Annotated in this window: 19 protein-coding genes, 1 tRNA gene and 1 pseudogene; 14 read left to right on the forward strand and 7 right to left on the reverse strand. The window is 64.2% G+C overall.

Features of this window, described 5'->3' with window-relative positions:
• Window positions 1-117 precede the first annotated feature (117 nt).
• Both C450_RS01980 and C450_RS01985 read left to right on the forward strand, forming a co-directional pair.
• Window positions 118-1,236 (forward strand): hypothetical protein, encoded by a 1,119-nt coding sequence (locus tag C450_RS01980; RefSeq protein ID WP_005039365.1) that lies wholly within the window; start codon window positions 118-120, stop codon window positions 1,234-1,236.
• Between the two features lie 71 nt (window positions 1,237-1,307).
• The gene (locus C450_RS01985; protein ID WP_005039367.1) at window positions 1,308-1,721 is read left to right on the forward strand and encodes a Rieske (2Fe-2S) protein; all 414 of its coding nucleotides are present in this window, start codon (window positions 1,308-1,310) and stop codon (window positions 1,719-1,721) included.
• 132 nt (window positions 1,722-1,853) lie between these two features.
• On the opposite strand, the pseudogene C450_RS01990 reads toward C450_RS01985, so the two are convergent.
• The 5 genes and pseudogenes from C450_RS01990 to C450_RS02010 all read right to left on the reverse strand — a co-directional run.
• Window positions 1,854-4,157: pseudogene (locus tag C450_RS01990) on the reverse strand (heavy metal translocating P-type ATPase); the annotation flags it as partial.
• 99 nt (window positions 4,158-4,256) lie between these two features.
• Window positions 4,257-4,715, reverse strand: a complete 459-nt coding sequence (locus tag C450_RS01995; RefSeq protein ID WP_005039371.1) for a universal stress protein — start codon at window positions 4,713-4,715, stop codon at window positions 4,257-4,259.
• 78 nt (window positions 4,716-4,793) lie between these two features.
• Window positions 4,794-6,053, reverse strand: coding sequence for a putative manganese transporter (locus C450_RS02000; protein ID WP_005039372.1), 1,260 nt, complete (start codon window positions 6,051-6,053; stop codon window positions 4,794-4,796).
• Window positions 6,054-6,393: 340 nt separating this feature from the next.
• On the reverse strand, window positions 6,394-7,089 hold the full coding sequence (locus C450_RS02005; RefSeq protein WP_005039374.1) for a metal-dependent transcriptional regulator: 696 nt from the start codon (window positions 7,087-7,089) through the stop codon (window positions 6,394-6,396).
• A 798-nt stretch (window positions 7,090-7,887) separates the two neighbouring features.
• Window positions 7,888-8,610 carry an AIM24 family protein gene (locus C450_RS02010; protein WP_005039376.1) on the reverse strand — a complete coding sequence of 241 codons (723 nt, stop codon included), beginning with the start codon at window positions 8,608-8,610 and terminating at the stop codon, window positions 7,888-7,890.
• A gap of 219 nt (window positions 8,611-8,829) precedes the next feature.
• Between C450_RS02010 and C450_RS02015 the strand changes: the two genes are divergently transcribed.
• From C450_RS02015 to C450_RS02030, 4 genes are all read left to right on the forward strand, one after another.
• Window positions 8,830-9,267 (forward strand): DUF4870 domain-containing protein, encoded by a 438-nt coding sequence (locus C450_RS02015; protein ID WP_005039377.1) that lies wholly within the window; start codon window positions 8,830-8,832, stop codon window positions 9,265-9,267.
• Between the two features lie 114 nt (window positions 9,268-9,381).
• On the forward strand, window positions 9,382-10,557 hold the full coding sequence (locus C450_RS02020; protein WP_005039379.1) for an NAD-dependent epimerase/dehydratase family protein: 1,176 nt from the start codon (window positions 9,382-9,384) through the stop codon (window positions 10,555-10,557).
• Window positions 10,557-11,480, forward strand: a complete 924-nt coding sequence (locus C450_RS02025; protein ID WP_005039380.1) for an NAD-dependent epimerase/dehydratase family protein — start codon at window positions 10,557-10,559, stop codon at window positions 11,478-11,480. Before C450_RS02020 ends, C450_RS02025 begins: the two co-directional genes overlap by 1 nt.
• Window positions 11,477-12,484 (forward strand): NAD-dependent epimerase/dehydratase family protein, encoded by a 1,008-nt coding sequence (locus C450_RS02030; RefSeq protein WP_005039382.1) that lies wholly within the window; start codon window positions 11,477-11,479, stop codon window positions 12,482-12,484. The genes C450_RS02025 and C450_RS02030 overlap by 4 nt, the downstream gene beginning before the upstream one ends.
• A gap of 9 nt (window positions 12,485-12,493) precedes the next feature.
• On the opposite strand, the gene aglF is transcribed toward C450_RS02030, so the two are convergent.
• Window positions 12,494-13,300, reverse strand: coding sequence for a UTP--glucose-1-phosphate uridylyltransferase AglF (gene aglF / locus C450_RS02035; protein ID WP_005039384.1), 807 nt, complete (start codon window positions 13,298-13,300; stop codon window positions 12,494-12,496).
• Between the two features lie 127 nt (window positions 13,301-13,427).
• Between aglF and aglM the strand changes: the two genes are divergently transcribed.
• The 5 genes from aglM to C450_RS02060 all read left to right on the forward strand — a co-directional run bounded on the left by aglM (window position 13,428) and on the right by C450_RS02060 (window position 16,429).
• Window positions 13,428-14,780, forward strand: coding sequence for a UDP-glucose 6-dehydrogenase AglM (aglM, locus tag C450_RS02040; RefSeq protein ID WP_005039386.1), 1,353 nt, complete (start codon window positions 13,428-13,430; stop codon window positions 14,778-14,780).
• A gap of 45 nt (window positions 14,781-14,825) precedes the next feature.
• Window positions 14,826-15,422, forward strand: a complete 597-nt coding sequence (gene trmY / locus C450_RS02045; protein WP_005039387.1) for a tRNA (pseudouridine(54)-N(1))-methyltransferase TrmY — start codon at window positions 14,826-14,828, stop codon at window positions 15,420-15,422.
• Window positions 15,422-15,799 (forward strand): CHY zinc finger protein, encoded by a 378-nt coding sequence (locus C450_RS02050; RefSeq protein ID WP_005039389.1) that lies wholly within the window; start codon window positions 15,422-15,424, stop codon window positions 15,797-15,799. The genes trmY and C450_RS02050 overlap by 1 nt, the downstream gene beginning before the upstream one ends.
• A 66-nt stretch (window positions 15,800-15,865) precedes the next feature.
• Window positions 15,866-15,938: transfer RNA gene (locus C450_RS02055), tRNA-Pro, on the forward strand.
• Window positions 15,939-16,030: 92 nt separating this feature from the next.
• Window positions 16,031-16,429 (forward strand): DUF7383 domain-containing protein, encoded by a 399-nt coding sequence (locus tag C450_RS02060; protein ID WP_005039392.1) that lies wholly within the window; start codon window positions 16,031-16,033, stop codon window positions 16,427-16,429.
• A gap of 1 nt (window position 16,430) precedes the next feature.
• On the opposite strand, the gene C450_RS02065 is transcribed toward C450_RS02060, so the two are convergent.
• A complete protein-coding gene (locus C450_RS02065; protein ID WP_241430237.1) occupies window positions 16,431-17,267 on the reverse strand; it encodes a nucleoside phosphorylase in 837 nt (278 codons plus the stop codon).
• Window positions 17,268-17,403: 136 nt separating this feature from the next.
• Here C450_RS02065 and thsB point away from each other — a divergent pair, with 136 nt between their 5' ends.
• From thsB to C450_RS02080, 3 genes are all read left to right on the forward strand, one after another.
• The gene (thsB, locus tag C450_RS02070) at window positions 17,404-19,062 is read left to right on the forward strand and encodes a thermosome subunit beta (protein WP_005039398.1); all 1,659 of its coding nucleotides are present in this window, start codon (window positions 17,404-17,406) and stop codon (window positions 19,060-19,062) included.
• 252 nt (window positions 19,063-19,314) lie between these two features.
• Entirely contained in the window at window positions 19,315-20,469 is a 1,155-nt protein-coding gene (locus C450_RS02075; RefSeq protein WP_005039400.1) for an MFS transporter, read from the forward strand.
• 369 nt (window positions 20,470-20,838) lie between these two features.
• Window positions 20,839-22,338, forward strand: a complete 1,500-nt coding sequence (locus tag C450_RS02080) for an ABC transporter substrate-binding protein (protein ID WP_005039403.1) — start codon at window positions 20,839-20,841, stop codon at window positions 22,336-22,338.
• The last annotated feature ends 30 nt before the right edge of the window (window positions 22,339-22,368 follow it).

Consider the following 22,368-nt stretch of genomic DNA (forward strand, 5'->3'; position numbering starts at 1 on the left):
GTGTAGTCGCGCTCGACGCCGCAAACGGGCATTTCTGGACCACGTGGATACGCCGACGAGGGGAGCCGCCGGCGATCCGGCCATAATCCTCACGTGACTCCTCGCCGCAGTACCGTCGTGATCGCCACCGCCTATCGGTCGCTCGACCGGTTGTTCCGTCGATGGTTTCTCGCCGCCGACCCGCTCAAACGCGTCTGCGCCTGGCTCGCGGTGGCTGTCTGTATCGTCGCCGTTTTTCTGGGTTCGCCGCCCGCCTACTCGCTCGACTCGCTGTACACCGACCATCTGCATCACGCCTACGCCGCGTGGGCGCTCCTCAACATCGGTCCGGAGGTCTTCACGACACCGATCGGTCAGTGGGAGTTCGGTGCGCTGCGGCCGTTCGTCAACTGGGCTGCCCTCCCGTATCTCTACCCGTTCGGGTCGTTACTGCTGTTCTTACCGTTCGGTGTGGTGAACAATCTCGGGCTACTCCCCGCGTCGGTAGTCAATCTCGCGATGGTGGTGACTTTCGGGCTCGGCGGCGTGGGTGCGACGTGGCTGCTCGCCCGGACGCTGCGTGGGAGCTATCGTCCCGTCCTCGTGGGGAGCGTCCTCCTCGTGGCTGCGCCCCTCTACGTGTTCTGGGGACTGAACGGCTTTTTCGATCCGATCGCTGCCGCAGTAGCGCTGTACGGGATTCTTGCGTACCGACAGGGGCGGGACGGCGTTGCCATGCTGGCGCTCGTCGCCGCACTCTCGTTGCATTACCGGCTCTGGTATCTCGGTCCGCTGGCGGTTGTGGTCACCGTCCGGTACGTGCGGGCGCGAAACTGGACGGTGGACTGGCGATTGGGGCTCGCCGGTGTGCTCGGTGGTGCATCGGTTGCGTCGTTCGTGCTGTCGATTCCCGGGTTCACACACCTGAGCGAAACCCCACAGTTCAACGCGAGCCCGATTGCAGTGACGGCTGGGATCACGCCGCTCGTCGCGGCCACGCTCGTCTGTGGAGCGCTCGTTCTCGTGGTCGTCTATCGATACGAGTCGGATCCGATCGTGCTGGCGACAGTAACACTGGCGATCACGTCGATGGTCGTTCTCACGCAGTGGTCGCCCTGGTATCCGATAGTTCTGACGCCCGTGTTCGGGCTCGTGAACCACCGTCGGAGTCACGTCACGCTGGTGGCAGGGTTCTACGGAGTGACGCTCCTCCTCGGGTTCGTGGCGGCGAATCACTCGCTGCTGCGCTTCCTGTAAACGCTCTCGTCTTCACCGGACGGTCACCGTTGAGCGCCACAACTTTACAGCGAAAGCCCGTCTCTCGGACAATGCCCGACGGAGCACACATCGCCGACGTCGCCGACGTGCCGGACGTCGGTTCCTACCTGTTCACGGCGGCGGATGCGTTCACCAACGAGCAGGAACTCATCCTCGTCCGCTGTGACGACGAGCCGGGTATCCAGGGCTGGGTCAACAACTGCACCCACGAGAACCAGCGCCTCGACCGCGGAACGGGGGCAGCGATGCGCGACGGGACAATCATCTGTCCGAAACACGGCTCGATGTTCGACGCCTGCTCCGGCGAGTGTGACAACGGGGAGGCCGCCGGGACGACGCTCCCGCCGGTCGAGATCACGGTCGCCGACGGGAGCGCGTTCCTGACCGACGGCAACTACACGTATCTGCACGACGGCGGCGTCGGCAACGACGAACCGAGTTCGTCCTCGCATCTCTCGTTCTGATTCCAGAAGAGCGTCGCCGCGGTATCGACACACCCGAAAAGATACTGACTTTTTCGACAACGGTGTGGCCATCTTTCTGCCCAGGGCCACGATCGAGACGAAGCGTCGGTCCGGAAGCGGGTAGTGCCGGCGTCACTCGCTCCGTTCGGCGGTGTCGGTTGCGAGGTCCGGCCGAATCCGTGAGAGCCGCATCGCGTTGCCGGTCACGCCGACGGTCATCCCGGCGTCGCCAGCGAGCACCGCCAACCAGATCGGGACGTAGCCGAACGGGACCGCGACCGCGAGCCCGGCCTTGACGAGGAGGCTCCCGACGATGTTCTGGCGGATGACGCCGTTCGCGTCGTTCGCGAGTTCGTAGAGGTAGGGGAGTTTCGCGAGATCGTCGCCCATCAACGCGATGTCCGCGGTTTCGAGCGCCGTATCGGTTCCGGCGGCTCCCATCGCGATGCCGACCGACGCCGTGGCGAGCGCCGGCGCGTCGTTGATTCCGTCACCGACCATCGCAACCCCATCGTACTCCTCGACCAGTTCCTCGATAGCTTCGACTTTCTCGTCCGGAAGCAGCTCCGCGCGGTGCTCGTCGACACCGACCTGTTCGGCGATCGCGCGCGCGGTGCGGTCGTTGTCGCCCGTGAGCATCATCGTGCGCTCCACGCCGAGATCCTTCAGCCGGGCGATCGTGCGTTTGGCCTCGGGGCGCACCTCGTCCGCCACGGCGACGACGCCCTCGATCTCGTCTTCAGTTCCGACGAGCACGACGGTTTTCCCTTCGGACTGGAGTTCGGGCACCGTCTCCTCCAGCAGATCGAGGCAGTTGTGCCGTTCGCAGAGCTGGCGCGTCGTTTCGGTGACGACTCCGCCATCGGTCGTGGCGTGAACGTGTGAGAGATCGAAACCGAGGTCGTCGAACAAGCCGGGCTTGCCGGCGAAGTGTGGCGTGCCGTCGAGCTCGGCCCGAACGCCCTTGCCCGTGATGGCCTCGAAGTCGTCGATCTCGCGCTCGGCGACGTCCGCGCTCCCGGCCTCGGCGACGATCGCCTCGCCGATCGGGTGCTCGCTTCGGGCTTCGAGTCCCCGTGCACACCGGAGGACGTCATCCTCGGTGTTCCCGTGGAGCGGAACGACGTCGGTCACGGTGAGTTCGCCCTTCGTGAGTGTCCCGGTCTTGTCGAACGTGACGACGTCGACCGCACCCATCGCTTCGAGGTGGTTGCCGCCCTTGATGAGCACGCCGTTGTCGGCCGCGCTCGTGATGCCCGACACGACCGAGACGGGCGTCGAGATCACGAACGCACACGGACACGCAAGGACGAGGAGCGTCAGTCCGTAGACGACGGCGGTCGACCACGCCGTTCCGAGCACGAACGGGCTCCCCAGCGTGACGAGGACGGCGAAGGCGACGACCACGGGCGTGTACCACGCTGAAAATCGCTCGACGAACTGCTCGCGCTCGGTCTTGTTCGACTGGGCGTCCTCGACCATCTCGACGATGCGCGAGAGGGTGTTGTCGGCGGCCGCAGACGTGACCTGGATTTCGAGGTACCCCTCCTCGTTGATCGTGCCGGCGTAGACTTCGTCACCGGTGGTTTTGTCGACCGGGACGCTCTCGCCAGTGATCGGGGCCTGGTTGACCGCGCTATCGCCGTCGACGACGTCGCCGTCCATCGGGATCTTCTCACCCGGTCGCACCACGACGACATCGCCCACCGAGACGTCTTCGACCGGGACCGTCTCCTCGCCGTCGTCTCGCTTGACGGTCGCCTCGTTCGGCGAGAGATCCATGAGCTCCTGGAGCGAGTTGCGGGCCTGGTCCATCGAGGAGCGTTCGAGCAGCTCGGCGACGCTGAACAGGAACGCAAGCGTCGCGGCCTCGAAGTAGAGCGCCTCGCCGAACGCGAGGCTCGCGACCAGCGCCCCGAGGATGGCGACCGACATCAGGAAGTCGATGTCGAGGTTCAGGTTTCGCGCCGAGTAGTAGCCGTTCCGGAGGATTTCCTGGCCCCCGACCGCGACGCCGATCAAGAACAGAATATCGGCAACGAAGAGTTCACTCCCGAGGACCGTTCCAACCGCGGCGTTCTGCGCTGCCAGGACGAACTCGAAGAGGAGGCCGAGCGCGAGAAATCCTCCACTGATCCACGTTTTGAGCGCGCGCGGACTCGTCCAGATGCTGTCGTTCGCGCCGCCGTCGGTCGTTCCTTCGCTCGTGGTGTCGGTGACGTCGTAGCCGGCGCTCTCGATGGCAGTTACGACATCCGTCTTCTCGACGGACGTCGTGTCGTAGGTGATGGCTACCGTGCCAGTTGTCGGCTGAGTTTTGTACGACGAGACGCCGGCGAGTCGATCGAGGGCGTTCTCGACTTTGCCCGCACACGAGGGACAGTCCATCCGCGGAACGGAGAGTTTCGTGGTCGTTTCGCCCGAGTCCATTACCGACGCTACGAACCGCACTTTTATCAAACTAGCTGCCAGAATAGCGGGTTATAATAATAGTTTTTGTTAATAAGCCGCCGTTGGGATAGTAACTACGCCGTTTCAGGCGGTGTCTTCGTCGGCGACGCTGACCGCCATGACGGGGACATCGGCTCCTCGAATGACCCGTTCGGTGACGCTCCCGAGGAGACGGCGTTGGAGCCCCGAGTGACCGTGTGTTCCCATCACGATGAGATCGGCGTCGTCGTCGGCGGCACTCGTGAGTATCCGTTCGTCGGGCGTCCCCTCCAGCACCTCCGTGACGAGTTCGGCGCCGGCATCCGCAGCCGCGGCTTCGACCTCGCCGAGGACTTGCTCGCTGGTTTCCTGCCCGATGTCTCTGATCGCGTCGTCGACCTCGGTTCGCGAGACCGTCAGCCAGCTCTTGTCGGTATCGATGACGAACAGGGCGTGGAGGATCGCATCGTTCTGGGTGGCGAGCCCGAGCGCGTGCCCGAGGGCAGCGGCTGCGGGATCGCTTCCGTCCGTCGGAACGAGGATGTGTTCGTACACGTCAGTCACCCCTCACGCATCCCGTTCGCGCCGAGCGTCCCGTTCGTGCTGGTCGTACGTTGCGGGTGCTGTGAATCGGAACGACCGTCATCCGAGTACCCCGAACCCGAACTGGGCGTACGGCCAGAGGTAGTAGACGAGGACCCCGACGATGACGCCCGGGATCGTCGTGTAGATGGTCGCGATGATGGCGGCCTTCATGTCGATCGCCATCAACGGGAACAGCGCGTCGCCGTCCTGACTGATGGCGTTCGCGACGAGCGCCGAGAACGGAATGGCTTCTTCGAGAGCGTACAGCTGTGCGAACACGATGTGGGCCGCACAGCCGGGGATGAGGCCGAGCACCGCGCCCGCGATCGGCGCGAGAATGCCCGCAGCTGCCGCGAGTCCGGCGATATCCAGTCCGGTGAGCAGGAGCCCGTACTCGTAGAGCAGGTAGCCAGCGACGACCCACACGGTCACCATCGCGGTCTCCATCGCGGAGTGCTGGAAGGTCTTGTACAGGCTGTCGAACGAATCCATGATGCGGCCGGTCTCGCCTTCGCCGATGTAGTGTTTGCCGACGAAGTACAGGTAAAACGATAGCGTGGTGCCGAGGAGGCCAGCGATCGTGAACAGGCCGTCGTACGTGGCCGCGAGCTCCCACGCGGGCTCTTGAGCGCCTTTGGCGAGGTACATCACGCCGGCGACCAGTCCGCCCGCGAGGACGATCCACCACAGAACGTGGATCGCGTGACTCGCGCGTTCGAGCAGCCCGGAGTTCGGCAGGTAGCTCGGCATATCGCTGCCGTGATCGTGGTCGTGGTCGTGACCGTCGGGGCCGTCGTAGTCGGCGATGCTCGGGCCACCGTGGGCGACACTCGTCGTCGAAAACCCGCCGTCGGTCATCGGGCGACCGATGCGCTCGACCGCGTTGTCGACGTAGCCGACGCCGAGCCCGAAGATGTCGATGGCGTAGCCGAACAGGACCGCTGCGACGAACGCCATCCCGTAGGCGTACAACGCTGCCTCGGGGGCGAGCGCGAGGATGATGAACGCCGAGTCGCCCGCGGTCGCTGCAAGGGCTGCGACGACAGTGCCGAAGCTAACCGTCCCGCGAATGTACAGCGGCATCGCGATGATGGCACCGCCACAGCCCGGGGTGAGTCCGAGCAACGCGCCGGTGAGGGGTTGGGCGCGTTCGTTCTCTTTGAGCCACTCGGTGAGTTGGCCGTCGAACCGATACTGGACGAGACTGAACAGGAGGATCGTCGCGCCGACGAAGGCCGAGACCTGCACGAAGGCTTCGCGCCAGGAGCCGACGAGGATACCGAGGCCTTCCGGCAGGCCGAGTTGGAGGGCGATCATCGTTCAGACACTCCCTCGCGGCGATTCCAGCCATCGAAGCCGGAATCGAGTCGGGAGTCAACACAAAGTGTGCCGTTCATCTCACACGATTGTGGAAATGCAAAGGGGATAAAGGTTCCGTCCTAACTCCAAGATTAGACTGGGCTAAAAGTCATGGCCGGTCGAACGAAAGCTCCGATGGGCGCTGCCAGTCGTACATCACGATCACTCGTCGGCCGAGAGGGACGGGACGCGGAGCCTGTCCGGAACCGTCTGGACAGCGTTCGTGCTCGGGTTCACTCTCGGGATTCTCTGCTCTCAACCGTCGATACAGCGGTCGGTCGCGGTGAAACAGCGACGATCACCCAGCCAGCGTCATCTCGCTATCAGACGGCTCGGAGTCGGTATCGCGAACGCGGATGGCGGTCGCGATTTCCGTGGGGAGCGAGACGGTGTCGTCGGCGTCGTCGGACGCGACGGTGAGCATCCCGAACGGCGCGATCTCGGTGATTTCGAGACGGGTGCCGGGCGTGATGCCGGCGTCGGCGAGGTAGGCGAGCACCGCCGAATCGCTGTCGGCCACCTGTGTGACGACCACCGTCTCGCCCTCGTCGTACTCCGAGAGCGGATCGTCGTCGGCGTCGGTTGGTTCGAGGTCCTCGGTCGGAATCGGCGCGCCGTGCGGGTCGGCGCTCGGATCTTCGAGGACGGCCGCGAGTTCGGTTTCGAGTCGTTCGCTGATGTGGTGTTCGAGCTGGTCGGCCTCGTCGTGAACTTCGGTCCAGTCGTACCCCAGATGCTCGGTCAGAAACAGTTCGAGCAGTCGGTGATGGCGGATGGTTTCGAGCGCGACGAGCTCACCCTCGGGGGTCAGTCGCACGCCCTTGTACTCCTCGCGCTCGACGAGACCCTGTTCTTGCAACCGCTTCATCGTCGCCGTCACCGTCGGCGCTGTGACGCCAAGCGCATCGGCAACGGCCGACGTGGCAACCGGGTCGTCACCGTCTTGGAGCTGGTACACCGCCTTGATGTAATCCTCCGCCTTCGCGCTCGGCATATCGACTCCTAGTTGTCTGGCTACTAAATCGTTGTTGTAGCGCGTCTAAGTGCGACTCGTCTGTGAAATCGACACGGATCGGGTCGTGGAAAAGGGATGCCAGTATCCCCGGGCCAGGGCGAGTAGTACGAGTCATACACCACTGCCAGCACGTACAGAGCGATGATGACCAACAGTACCGAGAGCATCGTTGCCTGAAACTCCACCGCCGGCGTGGCGAGGATCGATCCCTCTCGAATCACGGATCGAACCGACGTAACGGATCTCATGTCCGACGTTCGTGTATCGTAGCAAACAACATGATATCTGATGCTGAATTTTTTGTTAGCCTCTGCAAATTCTCCGGAGATCGGTGGGTACGACCGCGATGCCGAAGGTGGGCATCACATCCCCGATCACGCATCTCGATCCCTGGAAGATCAGTTCTGGAAGCGGGTCTCGTAAATACAGTACGGGTAAGTGCAGTACGGGTAAGTGCCGTTCAAAGTGGCATGGGTGAGCAACCGATGCCAGTGGCCAAAGTGGACAGGAACTCACCTGGCCTGTGTGCAGCAACGGAACTCGACCGTCGTGTAGATGCATAGAGGATCATTCCAGCGGTATGCATCCATCGTTCCAATCAGCGCGTTTTTGTTTGCTCCCTCCAATCAGGAGTTTAGTAGACACTAACTTATGTCTTTTGGCCTACTGCGACGAGGGTCGAGAACGGCGTCACCGGAGAGAACGCTGTCTTCGCAGCGGCGTCGTCGGAACGGTGAGTGTCCTTGGCCTGGTTTCTCGAAGGATGCTCGCTGTCGATCAGAAGAAGTCGTTGACGCTGATCCCCTGACCGGTGCCGGCGCTCTCTTCGCCACCGCCGCTCTGATCCGGGTTGATCTCCTCGTACGGTTGGAGGATCACGAACCCGTCGTGACCCGCGAACTCGAGCTGGAAGGTCTCGCCCGAAGAGCGTCCGAGGAAGCTCTTGAGGGAGAGATCGTGGTTCGCGCTGGGCGAGACGTTGGCGCTCCATGCCACGGTCGCGTTGGGATCGGTCCGGACCGGCGTCGGCACCACGAGCGGGTTGCCGTGAGTGGTGATCGCGACGTGACCCGGGCCCTTCAGATAGACGTTGAACATTCCGCCCGCGGAGGACCCCGCGATGGAGTTCAGCATCTTGATGTCCCAGGTCACCGACTCCTCGAACGCGAGGACGTCGTTGCCGTTCACGCTGATCTCGTCGGTGGCGTCGAGCTCCAGGAGCTGAACCTCCTTTCCCTGATCGGCGAGATAGAGGTGGCCGGTGCCCGACGCCGCCATCATCACGGCCCCTTCGCCGGTCATCCGCTTTTTGAGCATCCCCTTCAGCCCGCCGCTCGACTGCCGCTCGAAGGAGATGTCGCCGGTGTAGCCGATCATCGATCCCGCTTTCCCCAGTACGCGTCCATCGAGCGAGACGTCGAGCAGTTTCGAGTTCTCGAGTTCGAACGACTCGCCGGACTCGATCGGTCGGTGCGCGTCCACGAATGCATCGAGTTCCATGTGTTGTGTTCCCGAGCCACGGAGGCTCCCCCGGACGGAGGACGCGTACAGGAATGTACGTATCGAGTGAGACGGTCTCACGTGATGAGATCGTCTCATGTCGTGAGACGATCTCGGTCGGTGAGTATAACCCCACGACACGCTTTAACATACCCGTTGGCGGCGATCCCGCCGGCGTTGGTACGGCGGACGAACACCCATCACACAGCGGAGCAACCAATGGCAAGCAGCACACAAGACATCGACGTAGAGAACGAGCCCACAGCGGCCGTGGAGAACGACACGGGACTCGACAGCAACACCGCAGGCGCGCTGTCGTACCTGTTCGGAATGGTCTCGGGACTGATCTTCTATCTGATCGAAAGAGAGGACCCGTTCGTGCGGTGGCACGCCGCCCAGAGCATCGCGTTCACCGGCGTTCTTCTCGTGGCGTACACCGCGCTGACGTTCCTCGGGACGGTGGTGTCGGTGGCGACGTTCAGCGGGTCCACTGGCGGGTTCCTCGTCGGGAGCCTGTTCTCGTTGGTCCTCGGTCTGGTCTGGCTCGTGGCCGCGGTCGGGGGGTTCGTCGCGTGGGCGTACCTCATGGTCAAAGCCTACCAGGGCGAATCCCCCCGGCTGCCCATCGCTGCGGGGATCGCCGATCGGCTGGCGTGAACCACGATCGAACCCACGATCTACTTTTCGACCAGGCTGTTCGTGTGAACATCACCCAAATCCGAGGGGAAAGCGTTTTGTCGGCGGAGTAGTTACTCAGAAATTGAGTAACCAATGTCGATCATCGTCACCGGAGCGGACGGCTACGTTGGCTGGCCAACGGCCCTCAGGATCGCGAAGCGGACCGGCGAGCGCGTACTCGGCGTGGACAACGGTGCGCGCCGCGAGTGGGTCGCGTCAGTTGGCGCGAAAAGCGCCACGCCGGTCACCTCGATCGAGGAGCGTGTCGCGGCCGCCGAGGAGCAGGGTCTCACGAACCTCTCGTTCGTCGAGGGCGATCTCACGGATCGAGCGTTCGTCGACCAGTTGCTCGCGGTCCACGAGCCCGACGCGGTGATCCACACCGCGGCCCAGCCCTCCGCGCCGTACTCACAGATCAACGGCGAGCACGCGAACGAGACCCAGCACAACAACATGCAGGCCACCCGGAACCTCGTGTGGGGGCTCCACGAAGCGGGGCTCGACGACACCCACTTCGTCGAGACCACCACCACGGGGGTGTACGGTGCGCCCGAGTTCCCGATCCCGGAAGGCGGGGCGACGATGGAGAACGACGGCGACCGCGACGAGGTTCCGTTCCCCGCGATGGCGGGTTCGTGGTACCACCTCACCAAGAGCCACGACGCGGCGAACCTCCGGCTCGCCCACTCTCAGTTCGACATTCCTGTGAGCGACGTCCGGACCGCGATCGTCTACGGCTCCGGCACCGACGAGACCCGCGCGGACGACCGGCTCGCCACCCGCCTCGACTTCGATTACTACTTCGGGGTGGTCGCCCACCGCTTCGTGGCTCAGGCGGTCGCGGGCTACCCACTGACGGTCTATGGGAAAGGCGAGCAGCGAAAGCCGTTCGTGAGCCTGGAGGACACGGTGGAGGGTCTCGCGCGGCTGGCGCTGTGTGATCCCGACGACCGGCCCGAGGACCACACGGTCTACAACCAGACGACGCGCGCGATCAGTATCGTCGAGATCGCCGAAACCATCGCCGACGTCGGCGCGGAGTACGATCTCGACGTCACAGTCGAGCACGTCGAGAACCCGCGCGAGGAGGACGAGACCCACGAGATGGAGATCCAGCGGGAGAAGTACGACGAACTGATCGACGGCCAGTCGGTGGACTTCGAGACCGGAATGGACGAGGTTCTCGGGGCGATGACCGAGCAGGCGGAGGTCATCACGTCCCACGAGGATCGGTTCCTACCGGACGTGCTCGAAGACCGGGAGGACTGATGGATCTCCTCGTCACCGGCGGGTGCGGATACATCGGGAGCGCGCTCGTCCCGCTGCTGTGCGAGGACGACCGGATCGATCGGGTCGTCGTGCTCGACGATCTCTCGGCGGGCTCGCCACGCAACCTGATGGGCTGTGTCGAGGCTGTCGACTTCCGACAGGGCGATGTCCGTGAGTACGGCGACGTCGAGAGCGCAGTCAGAAACGTCGACGGGATCGTCCATCTCGCGGCGATCACCGGCGCAGACAGCACCCACGACCGCCGCGAGGAGACCTACGCGACCAACCTCGAAGGCACGCGAAACGTACTCACCGCGGCCGGGAAGATCGGCGTCGACCGGGTCGTCGTGGCCTCCTCGTGTAACATCTACGGCCGGGCGACGAGCACCGACATCGACGAGACGGTCGACCCCGATCCGATCAACCCCTACGCCGAGACCAAGTACGAGTCCGAGAAGCTCCTCGCCGAGTACACGGCCGAGTACGACATGGACGGGACGGCGATCCGGCTGAGTACGGTGTACGGCGACGCGCCGGGCATCCGGTTCAACCTCGTGGTGAACCACTTCGTCTTCCGCGCGCTCACCGGCCGGCCTCTCACCGTGTACGGCGACGGCTCGAACTGGCGGCCGTTCATCCACGTCGACGACGCCGCACGGGCCTACCGCGATGCCGTACTCCGCCCGGACGCGTGGTCGAAACCCGTCTACAACGTAGGGAAGAACGACGAGAACTACAGAGTGGAAGACGTCGCTACACTCATTAGCGAGGAAATCGATACGGTGGACGTGACGTACCTCGAAGACGAACATCCCGGCCCCTCCTATCACGTGAACTTCGATCGGCTCGACGAGACCGGGTTCGCCCCCGAGCACACGCTCCGCGAGGGTGTTCGCGATCTCGCCGAGAGGTTCGCAGGATGAGCGAGAGTCGCGACGCCGAAGCCGGCAGCGAGAGCGAGGACGGAACCACGACCGTCGCCGTCACCGGCGCTGCGGGGTACATCGGAAGCTGTGTCGTCAAGCAGCTTCAGGCCGCACACTCGGAGTGGGAGATCACGGCGTTCGACAACTTCTATCTCGGCGACGTTCGCCAGGTCGGCGACGTCGCGGTCGAACACCTCGACGTCCGCGACCGCGACCGGCTCGAAGACGCACTCGCCGGTGCGGACATCGTGATGCATCTCGCCGCACTCAGCGGCGTCGACGACTGTGCGGACCATCCGGATCTCGCCTACGAGGTCAACGTGCAGGGGACCGAGAACGTGGCGTGGTTCTGCCGAAAACACGAGACGGGACTGATCTTCCCGTTCAGCATGGGCGTCATCGGCGATCCCCAGAAGTTCCCGATCACGGTCGACCATCCCCGGGACCCGCTCAACTGGTACGGCCGCACCAAGCTCCTGAACGAGCGCGCGATCGAGACCTTTTCGGAGGGAGCGTTCCCGGCCCACCAGTTCATGATCGCCAACCTCTACGGCGATCACACGATCGACGGCGAGCGGGTCTCGAAGGGCACGGTGACGAACTTCTTCCTCGATCGCGCGCTCGCGGGCGAGACGCTCACCGTGTACGAGCCGGGCACCCAATCGCGCAACTACGTCCACGTCGAGGACGTCGCGCGGGCCTACGTCGACAGCGCCGAGAAAATGATCGGCCAGCTCGACCGCGGCGACACCGGCGTCGAGAAGTACGAACTCGCGAGCGACGAGGACCCCAGCGTCGAGGAGCTCGCCGAGCTAGTCGCCGACGTTGCGGCCGACGAGCGCGACATCGACGCCGATGTCGAAATTATTCCGAATCCGCGGTCGGGCGAGACACTCGTGGACTCGTTCCCGGTCGACACGTCACGCACGGAAGCGGCTCTGGGATGGTCGGCCGAACACACCGTCGAAGAAACGATCCGCGACCGGCTCCGCACCGCGTAGTTCGATTCGTTACTCGTTTCCGGTCGCGTCCGCCGTCTCGGTTTCCGAACCGGAATCAGCGTCCGCATCCGCATTCGCGTCCGTCTCAGTACCGGCCTCGCCACGTTTTTTCTGAAGGCGTCGTTCGGCTTCGTCCCTGTCTTCGGGATAGCCCACATCGATCCGCCAGCCGTCCATCCGGACCGCGTCGATGGTCCGTCCGGAGCGGAGCAGGAGGTCGACCGCCTCGGAGATCTCGTACTCGCCGCGCGCGGAGGGCTGGACGAGATGGCAGGCGTGGAAGATCGCTGGCGTGAACGTATAAAAGCCGGTGAGAACGAGGTTCGTCGGCGGGTTCTCGGGCTTTTCGACGACGTCGGTGACTTCGCCGTAGTCGTTGGTGTCACAGACGCCATATCTGTCTGCCTCCTCCATCGGGACCTCCTCGACGAGGAAGGCCGCGTCGGCGCGGTCCTCGCGCTGGCGGTCCACGACGTCCGTGAGGTTCGCGTCGAAGATGTTGTCGCCGAGGATGAGCATGAAGTCGTCGTCGATATGCTCCTCGACGGTGAGGAGGGCGTGGGCGAGCCCCGCCTGCTCGCGCTGGTGGGCGTACGTGATCGGAACGCCCTCGAACTCGTCGCCGTAGTGGCTGATGATGACCTCTTTTTGGTAGCCAACCACCACGAGGAGCTCGCTCGCGCCCAGCTCGACGAGCTGTTCGAAACAGTGCGTGAGGATGGGTTGCCCATCGATTTCGACCATCCCCTTCGGCTTGTCCTCGGTGAGCGGCCGGAGACGGGTGCCCTCGCCGGCAGCCAGTACGACAGCTTTCATGTCCTCCCGTCCAGCGCCGGGTCGCAAAAATCTGTCCATCGGTTCGGTCGCGGCTCTGGAACGGGTTGTACTGGCTGGATCGGCATCCATCCGAACGCTCAAGGCGAGAGGTGGTGAACGAGCCGGCATGAACATCAGCGTCGTCGGTAGCGGCTACGTCGGCACGAGCGTCGCAGCCTGTCTCGCCGATCTCGGCCACAGCGTGGTTGCAATCGACATCGACGAAGGCATCGTCGATGCCCTGAACGCCGGCGAAACCCCGATCCACGAGCCGGGCCTCGACGAGCGCGTCGCGACTCACTCGGGTGACCGGCTCCACGCGACCACGGATCACGCCGCTCTCCGCGAGACCGACGTCACGTTCGTCGCGCTCCAGACACCCACCCGCGAGGACGGTAGCATCGATCTCTCGGTGGTCGAGGCCGGCATGCGCGACATCGGCGAGGAACTCGCCGCGACCGAGGGCTACCATCTCGTCGTGGTCAAGAGCACCGTGATCCCCGGGATGGTCGAGGAGCGTCTCGTCCCGATCCTCGAAGAGACCTCGGGCAAGCGTGCGGGCGAGGAGTTCGGCGTCGCGGTCAATCCGGAGTTTCAGAGCCAGGGGTCGGCGGTCACGGACTTCCTCGAACCCGACAAGCTCGTGTTCGGCACTGAGGACGGGGACCGCGCGGAGCAACGCTCCGCGAATGGATCGAGCGGGCGAAGCCCGCGAGATCGCGCACTCGAACGACTTCACGGGGTGTACGAGCCGCTGGTCGCCGCAAACGATGATGACGTGCCGATCGTCGAGACCGGGCGGCGCGAGGCCGCGATGGTGAAGTACGCGAACAACGTGTTCCTCGCGGGGAAGATCAGCCTCATCAACGAGCTCGGCAACGTCTGCAAGGAGTTCGGTGTCGACTCGTACGAGGTCGCCGACGCGATCGGGCTCGACGACCGGATCGGCGAACGGTTCCTCCGCTCGGGTGTGGGCTGGGGCGGGTCGTGCTTCCCGAAGGACACCGACGCGCTCCGGGCCGCCGCGCGCTCGGTGGGATACGAGCCGACGCTGCTCGACGCGATCGTCGACGTCAACGACCGCCAGCCCGAGCGGATGCTCGAACTGCTCGAACGCCACGTCGCACCTGAAGGACAGCGGATCGCGGTGCTCGGATTGGCGTTCAAGCCAGGCACCGACGACATCCGCGGGTCGCGCGCGACGCCGATCATCGCGGGGCTGCTCGAACGCGGCGCGGACGTGGCGGCCTACGATCCGGTCGCTGCCGACGCGATGGCCGAAAAGTTCCCCGAGGTCGAGTACGCCGACTCGGCGGCCGACGCGCTCCGGAACGCTGCGGGCGCGCTCGTGGTCACCGACTGGGACGAGTTCGCAGCGCTCGACGGCGCGTTCGACGAGATGAGTAGTCAAGTAGTGGTCGACGGCCGGCGGATCGTCGAGCCGCGCGAGGGACTCACCTACGAGGGGCTGACCTGGTGAGTCGGTGATCGACGGCGCTATTCGTTTCCGGTCGCCAGGCAGACTATGCGCCAGTTCGTCGTACTGGGTCACGACGCCCCCACGACCGCCGACTTCTCGCTCGACGATCTCGCGGGCGGCGCGGGGCGGCTCGACGTGCTCTGTCGGTGTGTGAACTCGGCGTTTTTCCTCTCGCACGATCTCCGCGAGAACGTTCGAGTGTGGCTCGTGCTCGGCGACGAGTTCGCGGTGCGCTTCGAGGGTAGCGAACTCCGCCGGCTGAACCCCGACGAACGCTCGACCGCCGCGCTGGTCCGCAACGCGCTCGATGCGCGTGAGGAGGCCATCGGCCACATGGAGACCGAGAGTTCGCCGGGCGTCCATCTCTCTCGGCGCGGGTTCGAGCCGATCCTGGAGACGATCGCCGAGGGGAGCACCGTCGTCACGCTTCACGAGGACGGCGATCCCGTCGGCGAGATCGAGCCGCCCGACGATCCGGCGTTCGTGCTGTCGGATCACCGGGATTTCGCCGATGGCGAGACCGAGCTGCTGGCGGGGATCGCGAACGCGCGGGTGCGCCTCGGCCCCGAGCGACTCCACGCCGACCACGCCATCACGGTCGCGCACAACTGGCTCGACACCGCGGGGTACACGCAGTACTGATGACCGACCAGTCCGATGGGGACGGGCGTGGCGACACGACCGACGATCACGCACTCGACGTCCCGCTCCGCGGGGTCGAAGTCGACCCCGAAACGCGCTGTCGGCACTACCGGACCGACCGCGACGTGGTCGCCATCGCGCTCCCGTGCTGTGAGACGTTCTACCCCTGCATCGAGTGTCACGAGGTGCTCGCCGACCACGAGACGAGCCGGTGGCCGCAGGCACGCTTCGACGAACGGGCCGTGCTCTGTGGACGCTGTGGCGCGCGGCTCTCGATCACGGCGTACCTCGACTGCGATCATCGCTGTCCGGAGTGTGACGGCGCGTTCAATCCCGGCTGTCAGCATCATTGGGATCGGTACTTCGCCGTCGAGTAGTCGATTCGGGGCGGGACCACGCTGAGACGGAAGGGTTAACACGCTCCTGCTCGTGGTTTCGGCCGCGGGCCGGTGGGGTAGCTTGGTATCCTTCGGCCTTCGGGTGGCCGTAACCGCGATTCGAATTCGCGCCGGCCCATGCTACCATCTTTTGCTGTCGTCCGAAAAATCAGAGATTTTCGAGGAGGCGAGACGGCGGACTTACCACCTCAACGGACGAGCGCCAACACAATGGATCAGCCCACCCGTGCGAACTACGCACTCCTCACCGTCCAGGAACACCTCGGCGACAGCGCCGACGGACTCGACGTGTCGTGGGCGGAGTTCGTCGGCAACCACCGCTCCTCGGAGTTCGAGTTCACCGTCCCCACGGAGCCGGTCGTCGACCCGTACCTCGAACTCCAGGTCTTCGACGTCTCGGCGTACGACCACGAAATCCTCGTCAATGGCGACGCGCTCACGGGCTTTGACATCCCGCCAGGCGCGGGCTGGCAGTACTGGATGGACCCGATCACCGGCGCGGATCTCGTCGAGGGCACCAACACGCTCCGGTTCGTCCGCGACGCCAGCACGGGCGACGACTTCGTGATCGGGACGGTGACTGTCCACTGGAAAGAACCCATCGAGTAATTCAGTCGGAGAGCGCCGCGACGGCCCGCGCGAACGCGCGTTCGAGGTGCTCGCCCGTCTCGGCGAACCGTGGCTCCCAGCCCGACGGGTCGAGGTGGTCGCTGATAGTAAAGAGTGCGCCCGCATCGACGCCACGATGCTCCGCGACCACGAACACCGCCGCGGCCTCCATGTCCACAGTCATGATGCCGTCCTCGCGGTAGCGCTCGATCTCGGGGATCGTCTCCCGGTAGACCGCGTCCGTGGTCCACGTCGGGCCGGTATGGTAGGTTTCGTCTGCTGCATCGAGTGCGGCTTCGAGTCGGTCGCACAGCGCGGGCGTCGCGTCGACGTACGCTCCGGCATCGAGGTAGTGATGTGAGGTTCCCTCGTCGCGCAGCGCGCGGTCGACGACGACCAGATCGCCGAGCGCGACGTCCGGCTGGAGGCTGCCGACGTGCCCGAGCGCGAGGAATCGCTCGGCCCCGCGGGCGATCAGCTCCTCCATCAGGAGGGCGGTCACCGGCGCGCCAACGCCAGGCACGCGAACGATCCCGACCTCACCATCAGTTGTACCGAGCGCGTACCCCGTATCCCACGTTTCGAACCCGGTGACGGCGTAGCTCTCGGCGACGTGATCGAGAAGCCCGTCGTGAAAACACAGGACGAGCGACTTCGGTACCGGATCCGGCTCGTCGTGGAAATAATCGAGGCTCGCCCGTGGCGTGATCAGCGCCTCCCAGTCGTGTTTTTCCGGACTGTTCGGGTACGGCATTCGTCCGAGGAAGGCCGTCGATGTATATAAATTCCTGTCGCCGCTGCCGTAGCTCGCATCACAGCCATCGATAACACCCCGCATGATTTGTCGTTCGTGAGTACACCGTCGGGCGGTTTGCGTCCAGTTCGTTCGTGAGCGCCCTCGGCCTCACTTCGCCACCAATAGTTAGCTTTTTATAGAAGCACATTCAATCGGTCGGTGAATCATGAGTCAGCGAATGCAGGGCCAGCCGATGATCATCATGGGCGACGACTCCCAGCGCGTCCAGGACGAGGACGCTCAGTCCCACAACATCAACGCAGCACGCGCAGTATCGGATTCGGTTCGATCGACACTCGGACCGAAAGGGATGGACAAGATGCTCGTCTCCTCGATGGGCGACGTCACCGTCACGAACGACGGCGTCACCATCCTGACCGAGATGGACATCAACAACCCCACGGCCGAGATGATCGTCGAGGTCGCCGAAACCCAGGAGGACGAGGCAGGCGACGGCACGACGACGGCGGTCGCGGTCGCGGGCGAACTCCTCAAGAACGCCGAGGGGCTCCTCGAACAGGACATCCACCCGACGGCGATCATCAAGGGTCTCCAGATGGCGAGCGAGCAGGCTCGCGCGGAGATCGGCGAGCTCGCCGAGGAGATCGACGCCGACGACACCGACCGCATCCGCAAGGTCGCCGAGACCTCGATGACCGGCAAGGGAGCCGAGTCCAACAAGGAACAGCTCGCCAACCTCATCGTCGACGCGGTCCAGAACGTCACCGTTGAAACCCAGACCGGCGAGAACGTCGTCGACCTCGAGTACGTCAACATCGAGACTCAGACCGGCCAGTCGGCGGGCGACTCCACGCTCCTCGACGGCGCAGTCATCAGCAAGGACCCGGTCCACGACAACATGCCGACCGAGGCCGAGGACGCCTCCGTGCTCCTGCTGAGCGAGGCCGTCGAGGTCGAGGAGGCGAACGTCGACTCCCAGGTCAGCCTCTCCGATCCCGACCAGCTCCAGCAGTTCCTCGATCAGGAGGACGAGCAGCTCAAGGCCAAAGTCGAGCAGATCAAGGAAACCGGCGCTGACGTCGTGTTCTGCCAGAAGGGCATCGACGACCTCGCCCAGCACTACCTCGCGAAAGAGGGGATTCTGGCCGTGCGCCGCGCGAAGAAGTCCGACATCGAGTTCCTGAAGGAAGTTCTCGGCGCGAACATCGTCTCCGACCTCGACAGCGCGCGTGCCGCCGACCTCGGTACCGGCTCGGTCACCCGAGACGAGGACGACGGGCTGTTCTACGTCGAGGGTGGAGACTCCCACGGCGTCACGATCCTCCTCCGCGGCTCGACCGACCACGTGGTCGACGAGCTCGAACGCGGCATCACCGACGCGCTCGAAGTCGTCGCCCAGACGGTTTCGGACGGGCGCGTGCTCGCCGGCGGCGGTGCGATCGAAGTCGAACTCGCCTCCCGGCTCCGCGAGTACGCCGACTCCGTGAGCGGGCGCGAGCAGCTCGCGGTCGAGGCGTTCGCCGACTCGCTCGAACTCGTTCCCCGGGTGCTCTCGGAGAACGCAGGTCTCGATCCGATCGACACCCTCGTCGACCTCCGTTCGGCCCACGAGTCCGGCGACGAGCACGCGGGCCTGAACGTCTACGACGGCGAGGTCGAGGACACCTACGAAGCGGGCGTCGTCGAGCCGGCCCACGCCAAGGAGCAGGCCCTGTCGAGCGCGACCGAGGCCGCGAACCTCGTGCTCAAGATCGACGACATCATCTCCGCCGGTGACCTCACCACCGAGGGCGGCGAGGAGGCGGGCGGCCCCGGTGGCGCACCCGGCGGCATGGGTGGTATGGGCGGTATGGGTGGCATGGGCGGCATGATGTAAGCTCGGCTCGACCACCACACTCCACCAGACAGATATCGAACGCGTCCGGCGGCTCGAAGACCGCCGAGAGGAATCCGAAGACGTTTCGAGACAAGCGATCCGGCGTCAGTCTTCGTTTTCGAGCGGAACCGACTCGCCCCGAGAGAGCGGGCACCACTCTGGTAACTACTCCAAGATGTTCTGTGGCGAGTCAGTACGTTTTACCAGATCAGAGGGATACCACGAGTGGTGAAGCGAGTATGGGACTATCGGGTGACGCTCGTCGTACTCTGTACGCTCGCGTTTTTCGCGACGATGGTTGCTCGGTTGGTCATCAGTCCAGTCGTGCCGGAGATCGTCGATACGTTCGGTTCGTCGACGGGCGTTCTCGGACTCGCGCTGACCGGCCTCTGGATGGCGTACGCGTTCGCACAGTTCCCAAGCGGCATCCTGGCCGATCGGTACGGCGAGCGGCGCGTCATCCTCGCGGCAGTTGGACTGACGACGGTCGCCAGCGCGCTGCTCGCGCTCTCGCCATCGATGCCGGTCTTCCTCGTTCTCACGCTGGTGTTGGGTGGCGTTGCAGGGCTACATTACAGCGTTGCGACGACGCTGCTGAGCCGGGAGCTGGACAACATCGGCACCGCGATCGGTCTCCACAACTCCGGGGCACCGTTGGCGGGACTGATAGCCCCGATCGCGGCGGCCGCCGTCAGTCAGTGGTTCGGCTGGCGGGCGGCGATCGCGCTCGGAGCCGTCGCTGCGCTACCGGTGTTCGTCCTCTTCCGCTGGAAGGTCCGCCCGACGGAGCCTGCACGGCCCGAACAGTCGATGGCGGATCGCATCGCACTCGAACCGGTTCTCGAACTCCTCTCCCGACGAAAGATCGCCTTCACTGCCGTGCTCGCGTTTCTGTTCGAGTTTATCTGGCAGGCGACGGCGTCGTTCCTGCCGACGTTTCTGATCGCGTATCACGGCTACTCGGTGACGTTCGCCAGTACACTGTTCTCGGCGTATTTCGTCATTCAGGGACTCACACAGCCCGGTATCGGGTCGCTCTCGGACCGGTTCGGTCGCGAAGAGACGGCCGGTCTCTGTGCGGTCTTCGGGATAGCTGGCTATACGTTGCTTCTCGTCGGCTCGCGGTTGAGTGTCCTCCTCGTCGGCATCTTCTGTGTCGGCATCGCGATGGGCTGGGGCGCGGCGCTCTTGCCCCGCTTCGTCGATAATCTCTCGGCCGCCGAACGCGGTGCGGGGTTCGGTCTCGTGCGGACGACGTACATGATGTTGAGCGCGACAGGAAGCGTCGTTGTGGGAACGGTTGCGGACGCTGCGGGCTGGGGGATCGCGTTCGGGATCTTCGTCGTGTTTCTCGCCGTGATCTGTGTGTCACTCGTCGGGAATCGGGTGCTCAACCTCGGTTTCTGAGGTAAAGGCGACACACAGCACGTTCGACACGCTGGGATCGGTCACGACACGATATTCGACAGTTCGAGGAGGCGTCTGGCCTGGCTTACGATGGTCGACGGTCGTTGTGAAAGTTGGGTTGTTCTATTGCAATAGAAATTGTTTTGATGGGTTGGAATCTCGTTGTAGTCATGGCTGTAGAACGCCTTCGGCGTGAATCAGCACTCAGAGGCGTGAAAGCACGGTCGCAGTTCGATAGAGCGTCTCGTACCGGTTCGGTCGGTACGCGGGAGGACGCCGATGGGTAAGGGGTGTTCGAGACGGCGATTTCTCGGCGGTGTTGTGACTGGTGCTTCCGGGTCGATAGCGGGCTGTAGTGGCTCTCATCCGGTGTCGAACGGCTCGGAAGGCGGTTCGGACCACTCACGAACCGAGTCGACGAGCGCACCGTCTGCCTCGGAGGAATCGTTCACTGTAGCTCTCGCCCGTGACCCGACCCGAGAGAAATGGGACATCTACCGCGGCATCACTCCGTACTACACACACGTCTTCGAACCGCTCGTGGACACCACCGAGGACATGGAGACCGCGCCGTTGCTGGCCACGGAGTGGACGGCAGTCGACGACACGACGTGGGAGTTTTCGCTTCGAGACGGCGTCACCTTCCACAACGGCGATTCGCTGGGTGCCGACGCCGTGGTTCACTCGTTCGACCGCGTCTTCGAGCAGCTGTCGTGGGTTCCGGGCTGGATCGGTGTCGAACCCGACGGCGTCACCGCAGTGGACGACGCCACGGTCCGCTTCCGGACGACGGAGCCGTTTCCCGCGTTTCCCGGCACGATCTCACACAACTACTTCGGAATCCAACATCCCGATGCGACCGAGAAACCGGTTGGAACCGGCCCTTTCCAGGTGAAAAACGTCGAGGAAGAGCAGTCGATCACGCTCACACCGGACGAGAACTACCGAGGAGGAACTGCGAGCCCCGCGGAGCTCACGTTCGAATGGATCAAGGACCCCAATACGCGCGTTCTGTCGCTCGAAAAAGGATCGGTCGACATCGCACAGAAAGTCCCGAAGAGCAGAGCCACGGCCATCGACGAGGCGTCCGAAACGGCTATCGAGACCCATCTCACACCGGAGACGAGTCTCGTTGCGGTCAACCTCTACAGAGCACCGACCGACGATGAACGGCTTCGCCAGGCCCTCAGCTGGGCCGTCGATCAGCGCCGGATCGTCGAAAGTGTCCTGAACGGGATGGGGAAACCGGCACGAGGTCCGATCTCGTCGATCGTCCCGTGGGCCGTCCACGACGATCTCCCCACCGACGAGCCGGACAGGGATCGGGCACGGGAACTGGTCGAGCAGTCCGGCTACAGCGGCGAAACGCTCTCGATACTGATCAACAGCGAAAACACCGACGACAGAACGATCGCGCAGATTCTTTCGGGGTGGTTCGAGGAGATCGGAGTCGGGAGCGAAATCCGACAGGTCGATCCGGCGTCGTTCTACGATACGTTCACCGCCGGTGAGGCGAACCTGACGCTCGTCAGTTTCGGATCGAACAGCGCCGCCTGTGATTACCTCATCCGAGCGATGTTCCACTCCGACGGCAGCGACAACCGGAAGCTCCACGAGCAGAACGGAACCGGCATTTACAACCCCGGTGAGGAGATCGATCGCCTCATCGAGCAGGGATACCGAGCCGAAACGCTGGAAGAAAAGCGCGATCGCTACGGCGAGGTGCAACGACGGGTCGTCGACACTGGTGCGGTCGTCCCGCTGTACTACAACGACTACGCCTTCGGCCGACGGGCGAGCGTCGCCGGCATCGACAAACATCCCATTGCCAACATGATCGACTGGTCCGATCTGTCGCGGAACCAATGAACCGATCGAAGCGGAGCGTGAATCGGTCGA

Origin of the sequence: Halococcus salifodinae DSM 8989, assembly GCF_000336935.1 — an archaeon.
GTDB classification, from domain to species: domain Archaea; phylum Halobacteriota; class Halobacteria; order Halobacteriales; family Halococcaceae; genus Halococcus; species Halococcus salifodinae.

Excerpts from the sequence above, each read along its gene's own strand:
- C450_RS02005 (WP_005039374.1), bottom strand. The coding sequence starts at position 7,089 with ATGCCGAGCGCGAAGGCGGAGGATTACATCAAGGCGGTGTACCAGCTC.
- aglM (WP_005039386.1), top strand. The coding sequence starts at position 13,428 with ATGAACATCAGCGTCGTCGGTAGCGGCTACGTCGGCACGAGCGTCGCA.
- aglF (WP_005039384.1), bottom strand. The coding sequence starts at position 13,300 with ATGAAAGCTGTCGTACTGGCTGCCGGCGAGGGCACCCGTCTCCGGCCG.
- trmY (WP_005039387.1), top strand. The coding sequence starts at position 14,826 with ATGCGCCAGTTCGTCGTACTGGGTCACGACGCCCCCACGACCGCCGAC.
- thsB (WP_005039398.1), top strand. The coding sequence starts at position 17,404 with ATGCAGGGCCAGCCGATGATCATCATGGGCGACGACTCCCAGCGCGTC.
- C450_RS02050 (WP_005039389.1), top strand. The coding sequence starts at position 15,422 with ATGACCGACCAGTCCGATGGGGACGGGCGTGGCGACACGACCGACGAT.
- C450_RS02065 (WP_241430237.1), bottom strand. The coding sequence starts at position 17,267 with ATGCGGGGTGTTATCGATGGCTGTGATGCGAGCTACGGCAGCGGCGAC.
- C450_RS02020 (WP_005039379.1), top strand. The coding sequence starts at position 9,382 with ATGTCGATCATCGTCACCGGAGCGGACGGCTACGTTGGCTGGCCAACG.
- C450_RS02030 (WP_005039382.1), top strand. The coding sequence starts at position 11,477 with ATGAGCGAGAGTCGCGACGCCGAAGCCGGCAGCGAGAGCGAGGACGGA.
- C450_RS02015 (WP_005039377.1), top strand. The coding sequence starts at position 8,830 with ATGGCAAGCAGCACACAAGACATCGACGTAGAGAACGAGCCCACAGCG.
- C450_RS01985 (WP_005039367.1), top strand. The coding sequence starts at position 1,308 with ATGCCCGACGGAGCACACATCGCCGACGTCGCCGACGTGCCGGACGTC.
- C450_RS02010 (WP_005039376.1), bottom strand. The coding sequence starts at position 8,610 with ATGGAACTCGATGCATTCGTGGACGCGCACCGACCGATCGAGTCCGGC.
- C450_RS02025 (WP_005039380.1), top strand. The coding sequence starts at position 10,557 with ATGGATCTCCTCGTCACCGGCGGGTGCGGATACATCGGGAGCGCGCTC.
- C450_RS02060 (WP_005039392.1), top strand. The coding sequence starts at position 16,031 with ATGGATCAGCCCACCCGTGCGAACTACGCACTCCTCACCGTCCAGGAA.
- C450_RS02000 (WP_005039372.1), bottom strand. The coding sequence starts at position 6,053 with ATGATCGCCCTCCAACTCGGCCTGCCGGAAGGCCTCGGTATCCTCGTC.